12 protein-coding genes and 1 tRNA gene are annotated in these 14,861 nt (G+C 27.2%); 9 read left to right on the top strand and 4 right to left on the bottom strand.

Annotated elements, in window-relative coordinates; genetic code table 11:
- Positions 1-528: 528 nt before the first annotated feature.
- From BZ132_RS05395 to BZ132_RS05385, 3 genes are all read left to right on the top strand, one after another.
- Positions 529-3,441, top strand: coding sequence for a pseudomurein-binding repeat-containing protein (locus tag BZ132_RS05395; RefSeq protein WP_286940629.1), 2,913 nt, complete (start codon positions 529-531; stop codon positions 3,439-3,441).
- A gap of 209 nt (positions 3,442-3,650) precedes the next feature.
- On the top strand, positions 3,651-4,619 hold the full coding sequence (locus tag BZ132_RS05390; protein ID WP_286940628.1) for a 5,10-methylenetetrahydromethanopterin reductase: 969 nt from the start codon (positions 3,651-3,653) through the stop codon (positions 4,617-4,619).
- 12 nt (positions 4,620-4,631) lie between these two features.
- Entirely contained in the window at positions 4,632-5,738 is a 1,107-nt protein-coding gene (locus BZ132_RS05385) for an archaeosine biosynthesis radical SAM protein RaSEA (protein WP_011406708.1), read from the top strand.
- Between the two features lie 18 nt (positions 5,739-5,756).
- Here the strand turns inward: BZ132_RS05385 and hcp are convergent, their stop codons facing one another.
- Entirely contained in the window at positions 5,757-7,055 is a 1,299-nt protein-coding gene (gene hcp, locus BZ132_RS05380; RefSeq protein WP_048059753.1) for a hydroxylamine reductase, read from the bottom strand.
- Between the two features lie 131 nt (positions 7,056-7,186).
- On the opposite strand from hcp, the gene BZ132_RS05375 reads away from it, so the two are divergent.
- A complete protein-coding gene (locus BZ132_RS05375; protein ID WP_011406706.1) occupies positions 7,187-7,945 on the top strand; it encodes a TrmB family transcriptional regulator in 759 nt (252 codons plus the stop codon).
- A gap of 4 nt (positions 7,946-7,949) precedes the next feature.
- Here BZ132_RS05375 and BZ132_RS05370 read toward each other — a convergent pair whose 3' ends face one another.
- Positions 7,950-8,816 carry a DUF89 domain-containing protein gene (locus BZ132_RS05370; protein ID WP_011406705.1) on the bottom strand — a complete coding sequence of 289 codons (867 nt, stop codon included), beginning with the start codon at positions 8,814-8,816 and terminating at the stop codon, positions 7,950-7,952.
- 283 nt (positions 8,817-9,099) lie between these two features.
- On the opposite strand from BZ132_RS05370, the gene BZ132_RS05365 reads away from it, so the two are divergent.
- The 4 genes from BZ132_RS05365 to cfbC all read left to right on the top strand — a co-directional run bounded on the left by BZ132_RS05365 (position 9,100) and on the right by cfbC (position 13,292).
- Positions 9,100-9,654, top strand: coding sequence for a flavodoxin family protein (locus tag BZ132_RS05365; protein WP_048059752.1), 555 nt, complete (start codon positions 9,100-9,102; stop codon positions 9,652-9,654).
- 164 nt (positions 9,655-9,818) lie between these two features.
- Positions 9,819-11,231 (top strand): amidophosphoribosyltransferase, encoded by a 1,413-nt coding sequence (gene purF, locus BZ132_RS05360; protein WP_181454858.1) that lies wholly within the window; start codon positions 9,819-9,821, stop codon positions 11,229-11,231.
- 51 nt (positions 11,232-11,282) lie between these two features.
- Positions 11,283-12,500 carry a peptidase U32 family protein gene (locus BZ132_RS05355; protein ID WP_286940627.1) on the top strand — a complete coding sequence of 406 codons (1,218 nt, stop codon included), beginning with the start codon at positions 11,283-11,285 and terminating at the stop codon, positions 12,498-12,500.
- Between the two features lie 3 nt (positions 12,501-12,503).
- Positions 12,504-13,292, top strand: a complete 789-nt coding sequence (cfbC, locus tag BZ132_RS05350) for a Ni-sirohydrochlorin a,c-diamide reductive cyclase ATP-dependent reductase subunit (protein WP_011406701.1) — start codon at positions 12,504-12,506, stop codon at positions 13,290-13,292.
- Here cfbC and BZ132_RS05345 read toward each other — a convergent pair.
- Positions 13,289-13,726 (bottom strand): DUF123 domain-containing protein, encoded by a 438-nt coding sequence (locus tag BZ132_RS05345; protein ID WP_286940626.1) that lies wholly within the window; start codon positions 13,724-13,726, stop codon positions 13,289-13,291. The genes cfbC and BZ132_RS05345 overlap by 4 nt on opposite strands.
- A 156-nt stretch (positions 13,727-13,882) precedes the next feature.
- Here BZ132_RS05345 and BZ132_RS05340 point away from each other — a divergent pair, with 156 nt between their 5' ends.
- Complete coding sequence (locus BZ132_RS05340) at positions 13,883-14,293, top strand: DUF371 domain-containing protein (RefSeq protein ID WP_011406699.1); 411 nt, start codon at positions 13,883-13,885, stop codon at positions 14,291-14,293.
- A gap of 30 nt (positions 14,294-14,323) precedes the next feature.
- Here BZ132_RS05340 and BZ132_RS05335 read toward each other — a convergent pair.
- Positions 14,324-14,407 (bottom strand) — tRNA-Leu (locus BZ132_RS05335).
- Positions 14,408-14,861: the final 454 nt, after the last annotated feature.

Raw genomic sequence — 14,861 nt, 5'->3', positions numbered from 1 at the left:
CGGTTATTGCTTTTGATACTACTCCATAATTTTTATTTATATCATTTTCTCTTGAAAGTAATCTTTATTTTCATTGAATTTCCTTATAAAAATATTTTAAATTAATTATTTAATATTTTTTTTTCAAAATTATATTAAGTATTTAAAATAGATTCATTTGTTTTTAAAAAATTATCATTAAATCATATAATAATCCTGTAAATATTCAAAAAACAATACTTAATTTCATGTTTTAATAGAAAAATAATAGGGGTATTATATATACTTTTTGACTATAGATTTAAATAGTTTCTACTATAAAAGTTATAGTTAAGAATTCATAGAGATTCTTAAATTTCAGAGCTTATTAATTTTTTTTTTAATAGAAAAAAATTGATTATCAAATTTAAATAAAATCAGAATAATAAGTTATGTAATTTTATTAAATTATATAAAATATATGACTTACTCAATCGAATTAATAATTCATATTTTGGTTTATTATGAGGAGGCGGTAAGATTAAGAAAATTTTGATTCTGATGTTTTTAATGACTCTGATTATTAGTATTACAGCTGTATCAGCAGCAGAAAATTCAACTACCTCACCTGTAGTTAATACTCATGTAGAAAGTAATACTCAAAATCAACTAACTACAGTAGCAGAGAAAGAAGTAGTTTCTAATAATAAAGTAGAAACTAATGCAATCTCAAAAGCTACAAAATCAATTAAGACATCAGAAGTAAAATCTACTAATAATGATAAAATAAGCAATGAATCTGGATCAAAGATTTTAACATCAACTAAAACAGATGATAAAGTAACACAAACAACAACCAAATCAAATAATAACACAATACAAACATCATCACAAACAATTATTCAAAATAAATCAGTAACAAAAACATTAAAAACAACAAATGATGTTAAATCAAGCATAGTTTTAAAGATAAATCCTATAACAACAACAGCACAAAAGAAAATAACTCTTAATGCAACAGCATATACTAGTAACAATAAACCACTTAATAATGTTGATGCAGTGTTTAAAATAAATGGAGTTACAATTGGAAAAACAAAAACAGTTAAAGGATTAGCTTCATTGGACTACACAGTTCCTAAGTGGGGTGCAAAAAACTATAATTTATTAGTAAAAGTAGGTGAAACAAGTTCTACTTTACCTCAAAGTGCAAATACTACATTAAAATTAGTAAAGGATAATGTTACAATTAATATGGGTTCATATTCTGCAGCACCTTCTTCAAAGGTTGTTTTTAAAGCGAATATAACACAGTCAAATAACATACCACTTAACAACGTAACAGTTGTATTTAAAGTTAATGATGTTACAATAGGAAAAACAACAGTTTTAAATGGAATGTGTAATATGACATACACAACTCCTAAAAATCCTAAAACATATAAATTAACAGTTAAAGTGGGTGAAACAAATTATACACTCTCAAAAACATTCAATACTAATTTAAACGTATTAAAACCATCAAAAATAACAATTTCAAGCAATATTATTGCATCAAAAAAATCAACAGTAACACTCACAGCTAAAGTCACTGATTTAACAGGTAATCTTGCTTCAAATGGTAAAGTAGCATTTAAAATCAATGGTAAAACAATATCTACAATATCATTAGTAAAAGGTATGGCTAGTGTTAAATATGATACATCAAAACTATCTGCAACAGTAAACAATGTAACAGTAGTTTATAGTGGAAATTCCCAATTCAATGTAACTAGTGCTAATACAAAACTAAGAGTATATAGTCAAACATTCTCATATAATGAAATACTTAAAAAAGCATACGATGTTAATTTATCTATTGAAAAATATCATAAAATACCAGAGTATGTGTTATTTGGAAATACCAAAGTATCTTCTAATGATTTTCTATACATGGTATCTAAAGTATTAAGTTCAAATAATACATTTTATGCTTTAAATTATGAAGATAAAACAACATCTTCAACTTCAAAATATGGGGTAAATATATATAAAAACGATTATATAGCTCTATCAAAAACATTAGTATCATCATATGATACTACAGGATATTCTCCAGTTAGTATAAAAGCTGCTGATTATTCCTTATCGTATGAAGATGCATATTATTTATTAACACGTGCAGTATCATACTTATATGTGAATAAAAATCTTCCAAATTACAGTACAGTTCGTAATATACCACATGCAACAAGTTCTAATATAACAAACACAACACCAACATTAAATCCATCAAAAATAACAATTTCAAACGTCATTGTAGCAGAAAAAAAATCAACAGTAACACTCACAGCTAAAGTCACTGATTTAACAGGTAATCTTGCATCAAGTGGTAAAGTAGCATTTAAAATCAATGGTAAAACAATCTCTACAATTTCTGTGGTAAATGGTATTGCAACTCTTAAATACAATACAACACCATTATCTACAGCATTAAACAACATAACAGTAGTTTATAGTGGAAATTCTAAATTAAATGCAAACACTACAACTTCAAAATTAAGATTATATAATTATGTATTTTCATATAATGAAGTACTTAAAAAAGCATATGATGTTAAAGTATATATTGAAAAATATAATGCATTACCAAAAACTGTAATGTTTGGATCTGTTGGAGTATCACAAGTTGATTTCTTATACATGGTATCTAGAGTATTAAGTACAAATAATAGTTTTTATGCAATGGGTTATATGGCTAAAACATCATCTTCAACTTCAAAGTATGGAGTAAATATATATAAAAACGATTATGCAAGTTTATCAAAAGAAATTGCATATAACTTTGATACTTATGGATATTCTCCAGTTAATATAAAAGTAGCTGGATATTCCTTATCATATGAGGATGCATATTATTTATTAACACGTGCAGTATCATACTTATATGTGAATAAAAATCTTCCAAATTACAGTACAGTTCTTAATATAAAAACTGCAAATCAAACAAGTAATCCATCTACATCTAATCCATCTACAAACACAGTACCTGATGGATATTCACAGTATCTTGTATCTTCAAAAAATTGTGAAGTAAATAGTACTGCAATTAAAAATGCACTATCAAAAGCAATTGCCGGAGTTACAGGTACATATAATCAAGCTGTAGCTATATTTAATTATGTAAATAAGCATACATCATATAGTGGATATTATAATACAAGGTATGGTGCAATTGGTACCTTAAATCGTGGATATGGTAATTGTGTAGATACAGCACACTTAGTAATTGCAATGATGCGTACAGCAAATATACCTGCAAGATATTGTCATGCAACATGTTACTTCCGTAGTGGTCTTGTAACAGGACACGTTTGGGCTGAAGTTTATGTTAATGGTAAATGGTATAAATGTGATGGAACATCAAATAGTAATACCTTTGGAAATATTGTGAATTGGAATAGTTGTGGTAGTATAACTAGATACATATCATTACCATTTTAATATCTCTTTTTATTTTTTTTTTAAATATTTAAAATACTATTTTTTTCATATAATTAATTTAATCATAGTAAAATATAGAACATATGTAAAATATATTATTAAACTAGATGAATATGTAATTATTATTATATTATTAATAAATGAATAAAAGAATTATTTTTTACTAAAACAATTTTACATATTATAATAAATAATTTTGGAGATTTACTATGAAATTCAGTTTAGAACTACTTCCTAATGAACCAATTAAAGATATTCTAGAATTAATTAAATTAGCTGAAAATATTGGTTTTGAAAATGTATGGATAACTGATCATTATAATAATAGGGATGTTTTTGAAGTATTATCAATTGCAGCATATGAAACAAGTACAATAAAAATGGGGTCTGGTGTTTCTAATCCATATGTACGTAATCCAGTGACAATTGCAGCAGCTTCAACAACCTTGGATGAAATATCAAATGGACGTGCATTGTTAGGTGTTGGACCTGGTGACAAGGCTACAATGGAAACTTTAAATTTAAAATGGAATAAACCAGTTAAAACAGTTAAAGAAGCAATTCAATCGATTAGATTACTTACAAATGGTGGAAAAATAGAGCATGGTGCATGTCTTAATGGAACATCAAAAATACAAGATTCAATACCAATATATATGGCAGCACAAGGTCCTAAAATGCTTGAAGCTTCGGGAGAAGTTGCTGATGGAACATTAATCAATGCTTCTAATCCTAAAGATTTTGAAATAGCAATTCCTTTAATAAATAAGGGTCTTTCCAAATCATCAATTTCTCAATCAAAATTTAATTATGCTGCATATACATCATGTAGTATAGATAATAATATACAACAAGCCTATTCTCAGTCAAAAATAGTTGTAGCTTTTATTATTGGTGGAGCACCAGATATAGTTCTAAATCGTCATAATATTCCAATTGAAGCTGCACATAAAATAAGAAGTTGTCTTGGAAAGTATGATTTTAAAGGAGCATCAAATTTAATTACTGAAGATATGATTCATGCATTCTGTGTATGTGGTACACCAAAGGATATAACAAATAAAATAGAACTTCTTCAAAATATTGGTGTTAATGAATTTGTTGTAGGTTCACCAATAGGAAAGGATAGAATTAAATCATTAAAATTATTAAAGGATATTATTAATTCATTTAATTAAGGGATTGGTGTTATGCAAGTACAAGTTATAAATAAACAAATAAGAGAACATTCTATTGAGAATATAATCAATAAAAGAGATAGAAAAAAGGATAAAAAACCATTACAGGCATATGCTGCAAGTTGGGCAAATAAGGATAGGTTATATGATAGTGTAGGATATACTATTTTTATAGTACTTCCAACTAGTGGTTGTCAATGGGCTACAGAAAGTGGTGGATGTACAATGTGTAGTTATATTGCAGATTCACCATTATGTGAAATTTCAGATGAAAATCTAATTGAAATATTTGATAATGAATGGAAAAAACAATTAGAAAAAACTGATATTACATCCCATGAAAATGTTGCTATAAAATTGTTTGTATCTGGAAGTTTTCTAAATAAAAATGAAGTGGATGTTAAAGTTCAAGAACACATATTTAATGTATTTAGTAAATATGATAATATAAAAGAAGTAATAGTTGAATCAAAACCTGAATACATAGATGAAGATTCACTTAAATGGTTAGCTAGTATAATACCAGATAAAATATTTGAAATTGGTATAGGTCTTGAAACATCAAATGAAGATACTCGCCTAAATAAAATAAATAAGGGAATAACAAACAAGTCATTTGAAAGAGCTGTGGACACAATAAATTCCATAGATGAATATGATATTAGAGCAAAAGCATACCTGCTTGTAAAACCAATACTTCTCTCAGAAAAAGATGCACTAGAAGAATCAATAGAATCAGCATATTATGCAAAGAAAGTGGGAGTAAAACGTTTAGCATACTGTCCATCAACAGTGCATGGTGGAACATTAATGGACTATTTATGGAAGAGAGGATCATACAATCCTCCATGGATATGGACTACAATAGAAATAATAAAAGAAGTACGAAAAAATGTGGATATACCTATGATTATGGATACTGCAGGTTTTGGTACGAGAAGAGGACCATTTAATTGTAAAAAATGCAATGCAAAACTAAAAAGTTTAATAATAAAGTCTAACTTAGAACAAGAAATACCACAAGAATTGGAAGAATTTTCCTGTGAATGTAAAAATAAGTGGTATGCTGATTTAGAATTTTCTAAAATATTAAATACAACTACAAATCCAAAATCATAAAAAAAGAAGTAGTAGGTTTTATCCTAATATTTCTTTAATATCTTCCTCTGGTGTTGAAATTAATTTAAGATTGAAGTTTTCAACTAAAACACCAAGTATTGTTTCATCAACCCATGCAGGAAGTATAGGGCCAATATGTATATTTTGAAGACCTAATGCAAGTAAACTCCAAAGAATAGACACTGCTTTTTGTTCCATCCAACTTAATACAAATGTTACAGGTAAATCATTTAATCCCATATCAAATACTTCTGTTAATGCAAGTAATATTTCAGCACCTACTATAGCATCATTACATTGTCCTAAATCAATAAGTCTTGGAATTCCATCTATATCTCCAAGATCTAAATCATTAAATCTGTATTTTCCACATCCAACACATAATATTACTGTATCTTCAGGTAATTGTTTTACAAATTCTCTATAATATTCCATTTCAGATTTATATGGAACATCACATCCACCCATTACAAAGAATTGTTTGATTTTTCCACTAAGAACAGCTTCTTTAATGTTATCAGCAAGAGATAAAACTGTTGTTTTTCCAAATCCTGTGGTAAGTGTTGTTTTTTCTTCATCTTCTAATTCTGGTAATTCTAATGCTTGTTTTATTACATCACTAAAGTCAAAATCATCGATGTGTGGAGTATTTGGTAATTGTTCAATACCTGTTGTATATATACGATTAGCATATTCATCTGCAGGAATTAATCCACAATTTGTTGTTACAATTATAGGAATGTTGTATTTACTGAAGATTTCTTTTTGATCATACCATGGACCACCAAGTTGACCTTTTAGATGTTTGTATTTTCTAAGTTTAGGATATGCATGTCCTATTAACATTTCACTATGTGTGTATACATTAATTCCTTTACCTTCTGTTTGTTTTAATACTTCTTCAAGTACCTTAAGATCATGTCCAGTTACAAGAATTCCATGTCCTTTCTGTGCACCAACAAGTACTTCTGCAACTTCAGGTTCTCCATAATTTTCTATATGTGCTTGTTTAAGTCCACTCATAGCTTTTATATTTATATTTCCAGATTCTATTGCTAAATCAATACAACTTGGAATATCGAAGTTTACATTGGTTAATGTTGAATATAATCCTTTTTCTAAAAAAGCATTTATTTCTTCATCAGTAACTCCAAATTCTCTCATTTGGTAAGCATATGCAGATATTCCTTTTAATGAGAAGATAAGATTATCTTGTAATCGGGCAAGTGTTTCATTTTTTCCACATACACCTGATATTGTACATCCTTCTCCGTTTGCTGCTTGAGAACATTGATAACAAAACATATTATTATTCATATTTTCACCTATTATCTTTTTATTTAATTTGTTAGTTTTAAAATACATATAATAATTTGTAACTTTCTAAGTGAAAAAAACAGTATCTTTATATTAATATAAAAAATTAATATTAAGTATAGGTAGTAAATATGAAATCAACAAAAGATATATTGAAACAATTAGGATTAACAGATTATGAATCAAAGGTTTATATTGCACTTGTATCTTTAATAACAGCAAAGGCTGGAGAATTAAGTCAAAAATCAAAAGTTCCCAGATCAAAGATATACTCAGTACTTGAAAGTTTAGAAAAAAAAGGTTATGTTAAAATAAAAAAAACTCATCCAATAGAATATGAAGTAATCGCTCCAAAGAAAACATTTGATAACATTAAAACTCAATTTATAAACAACATAAACGATGTTCAAGAAACATTTAATAGTATATATGAGAGTAATCTTCCAAGAATTAACACATCAGTAGAGGTATATGATACAAAGGATAGAGTTGTTTTAAAACAATATGAGATTATGGCCAGAACAAAGAAAATACTTTTAATGAGAATAGGATTTATATTTCCATCTGAAATTGAAAAATTTAAGAACCATATTTTATTTCTACATGAAGAAGGAGTATCTATAAAAATTCTAGCAGCAAAATCATGTGTAGTAAACAATGAAGTTATTTCTATAGAAGAAGTACTTGATGATTTACCTGTTGATATTAAATACATCAATATTCCTACAGCCCAACTTATAATACGTGATTATAATGAAATGATGCTTGTATTTACTGAAAATGTAGGTAAATCAGTGTCTGAGAAAAAAACAGTTGGTTTATTAAATACATATTCTACAATAATTTCTAATTATGTATTAGCATTTAATAAACAATGGTATATGAATTAGTTATTTATAGATCTTTCTTAATAATTACACTACTTCTTAATCCAACACCTATTTCATCAGATATTGCTTGACATTTAGTATTAAGTAGGAAAAATACACTCCTATTAATATTCATTTCTGTTAAACCCTCATAATTTCCCATACCTTTACTTATAACAACATCACATGAATGTAATAATTCAATTAATTCATCAGAAACATAATCTTCAACAACACCTACACTTGCAGCACCTGTTGTAATTAATTTAGTATATTTATCCAATTCTAAATCTTCAGCATCAGAAAGTAATGCATCATTTAGTATTGGATTTTCTTTTAGAGCTAAAATAATCTCTAGATTATAATCTTCTTTTATTTTTTCAATTAGAAGTTTATCAAATACTATTTCACCACAATTATCTGCTAGATATAACACTGTTTTAGCAGTTTGCAGTGCTTTGTCTAATTTATCTATATGATTGATTGAAGGTTGGCGTTTTAGTTGTTCTTTAATTAATTCTTCCATGTTTGTAGATTCTTCTAATGCTCCAAAATCAATGATATTTCCAGCTACAGCTATTTTAACATAGTTTTCAAAGCTAGGATTTTCTTTTAACATGTCTTCTATTGGTGGTACTAATTTTTTTGCAAGTTGATTTCCTTGTTCACGTAATTGTTTATATGGATCGTTGTTTTTTGTTTCTTTCATAATCATATGATGTAAATCTGTTCCTAACTTGTTTGAATTTGAATCTTTTTTGAAGTGTTTTTCCATAAATTCAAGAACTTTTAATGATACATCCATACGTTTGTCATTAGCCTCTACTGCATGTTCTATAGCTTCTCTGGATTGTCTTAACATACATGATGCACATTCATAATTAACTTTCATTCTATCTTCCTCTTATTTTTTTTCTATATATTATATATGATATTCATATCTAAAAAAAATATTCTGGATATTATGTTGGATATTGTTGATTATTTTTCAATATAATTTATTCTTTAATGGTTATAGTCTTTTATTATTTTTTTAATGTATTGTTTTTTTCAAAAAATACTATTTATTTATTTAGTTTTTATTTAATAGAACAAAATCCTTTATAAATAATAGGATTATTCTGTGAAATAGCATATATATAGTAGTTATATATTGTAGTTTAAAGGTGATTTATATGAAAATAATAGGAATAAATACAAGTCCACGTGAAGGAAGTAATGTAAGAATTGCATTAGAAAATGCACTCGAAGCTTCAAAAGCAAAAGGAGCAGAAACTGAAATATTTGATATTAATAAAATGAATATAACAGCATGTCAAGGAGATAACTACTGTAAATCCCATGAAGGAAAATGTGCAGTAGATGATGATATGCAAAAAATTTACAAAGCAATAGAAGAAGCTGATGGAGTAATACTTGCAACACCAGTATATTTCTTTGATGTAAATGCACAAGCAAAATTATTTATTGACAGATTATATTCATACTTCCAATTTCCATTTGTAGAAACCTATGGAACAAAAAAATTTGCAATGATAGTATCACAAGGAATGGAAGATCCTGAATTATTTAAAGGAACCTTAAATAAACAAGTAGAAGCATTTGGATTTTTAGGATTTGATGTACAAGGATTAACAGTAGTTCCTGATAATAATATTCCAGGTGCAATTAAAGATAAAGAAAATCAATTAGCTCAAGTAAAAGCTGTTGGAGAAAAAATTGTAGAATAAATCTACTTTTTATTTTTTATCTTTTTTTAGAAGTTTCTTTTTTTTAAAGTTTTACTTATATTTTTATTATAACTTGCCTAAAATATAAGTATTCTAAAATTTATATCTAATATTATAATTAATTATTTCAACTTCAATTTTTTTTTATAATATAATAATATAATATGGGGAGACAAAACGTGCAAAATGATTTGCAAGATAAATGTGGTGTTGTTGGTGTATACTCTTATGATGAATCAGTAGATGTAGCTTCTTGGATTTACTCTGGTTTGTATACTATTCAACATAGAGGACAAGAATCTGCAGGAATAAGTGTTTTAAAAGAAGGAAGAATAAATACTCATGTAGGTATGGGTTTAGTTTCAGATGTTTTTGATAACAATCTACTTGATATATTAAATGGTAATGTTGGAATAGGTCATGTAAGATACTCTACAACAGGAGATTCATCTCATGAAAACTGTTCACCATTTGTAGAACATAAAGAAAATATAATAATATCCATAGGACATAATGGAGATATTGTTAATTCTACTAGTTTAAGAAAGGAATTATTAGAATCAAATCATGAATTTAAATCTACAACAGATTCTGAAGTAATATGTCATCTTATAATAGATGAATATAATAAAAGTGGGGATGTTGTATTAGCAATTCAAAAAACATGTTCTAAATTAATAGGATCATACTCATTAGTTATATTAATTAATGGTGTATTGTATGCTGTAAGAGATCCTTTAGGTATGAAACCATTGGCTTTAGGTAGAAGTGATGAATTTTTAGTAATAGCATCAGAAACAGTTGCTTTTGATTCTTTAGATATTCCATATATTCGTTCAATAGAACCTGGTGAAATATTAGAAATAGACAATGGAAAAGAAACAAGTTATTTCCTACCAAAAGAAGAACATACTGCTAATTGCATGTTTGAATATTTATATTTTGCTAGACCAGATAGTATAATCTTTGATAAAAGTGTTTATGAGGTTAGATTAAATGTGGGTAAAAGATTAGCTCAGGAATATCCAATTGATGCTGATGTAGTAATAGCTGTTCCAGATTCTGCAATTCCAGCTACACTTGCCTATGCTCGTGAATCTAAAATACCTTATGCTGAAGGTTTAATTAAAAATAGATATGTTGGAAGAACATTTATCATGCCAACACAAAAAGATAGGGATATTGCAGTAAAACTTAAAATGAACACACTTAATTCAGTAATTAAAGATAAACGTGTAATAGTTATTGATGATAGTGTAGTTAGAGGTACAACTTCAAAAACTATTATTAAAATGTTACGTGATGCTGGAGCAAGTGAAGTTCATTTACTAGTAGGATGTCCAGAAATAATATCTCCTTGTTTCTATGGAATTGCAATGGCTACAAAAGAAGAGTTACTTGCAGTGGATAGAACTACTGAAGAAATACGTGATGAAATTGGTGTTGATTCTATTGGATATATTAGTATTGAGGGACTAGTAGAATCAATAGGAACTCCAAGGGAAGACTTATGTTTAGGATGTATAACTGGGGATTATCCAACAGTTATACCAGATGATTTATTAGATAATGAATAAATCACTTTTTTAAATCTTTTTTTTAATCTTTTTTTACAGGTTTTTGATAATATGGTTGAATTATTAGCACCAGCAAGAGATAAACGTTCAGTAAGTGCTGCAATAAATAACAATGCTGATTCTGTATATGTGGGAATTACTGACTATAATATGCGTGCAAATGTTGCAAATATTGATATTGGAGATATTAAAGATATAGTAGTTCAGTGTCATGATAACAATAAAAAATTATATGTTTGTACTAATACTATAGTTTCAGATAATCAATTAGAAAAATATGGGAAACAATTAGATAAACTGGAACAATATGATGTTGATGCTTTAATTATCTCAGATATGGGTATGATTAACATAGCAAATAAATCATCAATTCCTCTACATCTAAGTGTTCAAGCAAACATTACAAATGTAGAAGCACTGAAGTTATATAAAGAATTAGGAATATCAAGGGCTGTTTTATCAAGAGAATTATCATTAAAGGATATTTGTACTATTAAAAGAAAATCTCCAATAGAAATTGAAACATTTGTTCATGGAGCAATGTGTGTAGCAGTATCTGGCAGGTGCTTTTTAAGTTCATATTTCTATGATAGAAATGCTAATTGTGGAGAATGTCTACAACCATGTAGGCAGGAATGGGTACTTAAATCAACAGAAAATAAGGAATTGATATTATCTAATCCTGAAAACAATTCCATAGAAAATTCACGTATACTAAGTCCAAGAGATATATGTATGATTGAACATATTCCTGATTTAATAGAATCAAAAATAGATGCATTTAAATTAGAAGGAAGAGCAAGACCTGCAGATTATGTGGCAACAGTTACAAACTGTTATAGACAAGCAATTGATTTATATGAAAGTGGTGAATGGGAGAAAAAATCACCTGATTTATTATTAAAATGGAAAAAAGAGTTAAGTTCAGTATTTAACAGGGGATTCGACACTGGATTTTACTATAGAACTCCTAAATTAACGAGTTTTGATAATAAGGCAACATATAAAAAGGTGGATATTGGTCAGGTAACAAATTTCTATAAGAAAATCAATGTGGCTGAAATTAAGTTATGGTCTGATTTAGAAGTAAATGATACTATAATAATTCAGGGAAATAAAACTGGTAGTATTACAGAGAAGGTAACATCCATGCAAGTTAATGGAGTGAATGTAGATAAAGTTTCAAAAGAAGATGTAGGTATAAAAATAAATGGTATTGTTCGTGAAAATGATCATGTGTATAAAAAAGTACAAATAAAGGATGTGTAAAATATGGTTTTAAAAAAAATAGCAATATATGGTAAGGGTGGAATAGGAAAATCAACAACAGTATCAAATATGGCTGCAGCATATGATAATTCAACATTTGTTATTGGCTGTGATCCTAAGGCTGATACTACAAGAACATTGGTAGGTAAACGTATACCAACAATACTTGATACAATGAGAGATAATACTCAACCTGAACTTGAAGATATTGTATATGAAGGATATAATAATACTTTATGTGTAGAATCTGGTGGACCTGAACCAGGAGTAGGTTGTGCTGGTAGGGGTGTAATTGTTGCAATGAATCTACTTGATAAAATTGGTGCATTTGATAATGATCCTGATTTAGTAATATATGATGTTTTAGGTGATGTTGTATGTGGTGGTTTTAGTGTACCATTACGTGAGGATTATGCTGATGAAGTATATATTGTAACTAGTGGAGAATACATGTCATTATATGCTGCAAATAATATTGCTAAGGGAATTAAGAAATTAAATGGTAAACTTGGTGGTATTATTTGTAACTGTAGGAATGTGAAAAATGAGGTGGAAGTGGTTACAGAGTTTGCATCACTTATTTCAAGTAAGATTATGGGTATAATTCCCAGATGTGAACTTGTTCAGACAAGTGAATATAAGGCAAGTACAGTTGTTGAAACTTTCCCTGATTCTAGTCAGTCAAAAATCTATTCTGAACTTATAAACAATATTATGAATAATCAGGAATTTTCTACACCAACACCTATGGGTATTGAGGAATTTGAAGAGTTCTTCTATTCATATGTTTAAAACCATGTATATGGTTTATAATTTATTTTTTTATAAGAATTAATACTACTATTTAGAGCATTAGTATAGTTGTTAAAATAATATAAATGAGACATGCATTTACAATCAGAACATCCAAAACTTTCAATATAATTAGTTGCATCTTCTTGTATATTATAGGCTATATTACATTCTATTTTTTTAGTACAGTATGTGTATATCACTTCTTTAATTTCAGTATTTTTATTAAGTAATAAATAATCCACATGCCAATGTTTTTTCTTATCATTAGATAGATGTCTTTTTATTCTATTAGATAATGTCCCTAATGCTGAACCAACATAAACATAATAACCTTTTTTAAAATCAATATTTCCTTTTGCACCTATTTTAATTGTACAATCATTTTTCATTTTAATAATTAAACAATAATTTCCTTTATCAGGTATTTCCATTTTATTTCCCTTCAAAATCTAAAATTAATTTATTCTTTTATATATTACTATTATTTTAATAATCTAATATAAATTCTAGTTTTCCATAAAATTTATTCAATATAAGTTTTATAAATATTAAGTGGAATAATTTAAAATAGGATTTTACGTGATTATATGGAGTATAGTTTTTTAGCAAGGGGACATGAAAATATAACGTCCCATCATAAATCTACTTTTGAAATAACAACTGATAAAACATTAACACTAAAGGGTGATTGTATAATTGGTGTTTGTAGTAATACAATATTAAATGATTTACCAAGTACTTTAAAAGAAAAAATAAAAACTGATAATACAAAAATAGAATTGATATTAGAAACAGATAATGCACATGACTCTATAATAGGTTTTGGATGTTCAAAATTAACACTTAATCATCCAACTGACATGGTTTGTCGAAAAAGTGATTTTACATGTAATCGTACATTGATGATTAATTCTAATAAGGCTGCAAGAGACTTGGATAAAGATTTAATTAATGATTTAAAAAAGGGTTGTAATTTAAAAGTTACAATTAAAATATAATTTTTTTTAAAATAAGTTTTTGAAATTAAATGCGGGAGACGGGAATCGAACCCGCGAAGAGACTACCTCAATAGGCCCTCAACCTATCGCCTTTGACCGCTCGACCACCCCCGCGTATAAAAAAGTTTATTTTTATATTTTGGATGGATTTAACCATTGAAAAATAATAACCTACATAAAGGTTAATACTATATATTTAAATTATTATATATAAATGTTACGCTTTCTTGTGGTCATTGTCAGGAAACTTAGTTGATTTTTGATTTTTTTCAATAAAAAAATAGAAATATGCTTGAAACGGTTTAAATTAAAAATTTACACTTGAAATAATTCTATTGTGAAAAATAAGCATAAAAAAAGTCTTTATATAAAGAGGAGATTATATATTTATATGAAAAACTTAAAAATAAAAGTTCCTAATACTATTTTGCACGACAAACAACTTAAACTTTACGATTTTATAGAAGATTTTGTAGAAATTGAATCTAAGACATTTTTAAAGATAGATAAAGCTAAATGTAAGTCAAAATCAGTTACAACGGACCTTAAAGAAGAATATAGAAAACCA

The organism is Methanosphaera sp. DEW79 (assembly GCF_003266085.1).
GTDB classification, from domain to species: Archaea; Methanobacteriota; Methanobacteria; order Methanobacteriales; family Methanobacteriaceae; genus Methanosphaera; species Methanosphaera stadtmanae.
Note: the sequence above shows the minus strand (reverse complement) of the source record. Positions and strands in the feature narration are given on the sequence as shown.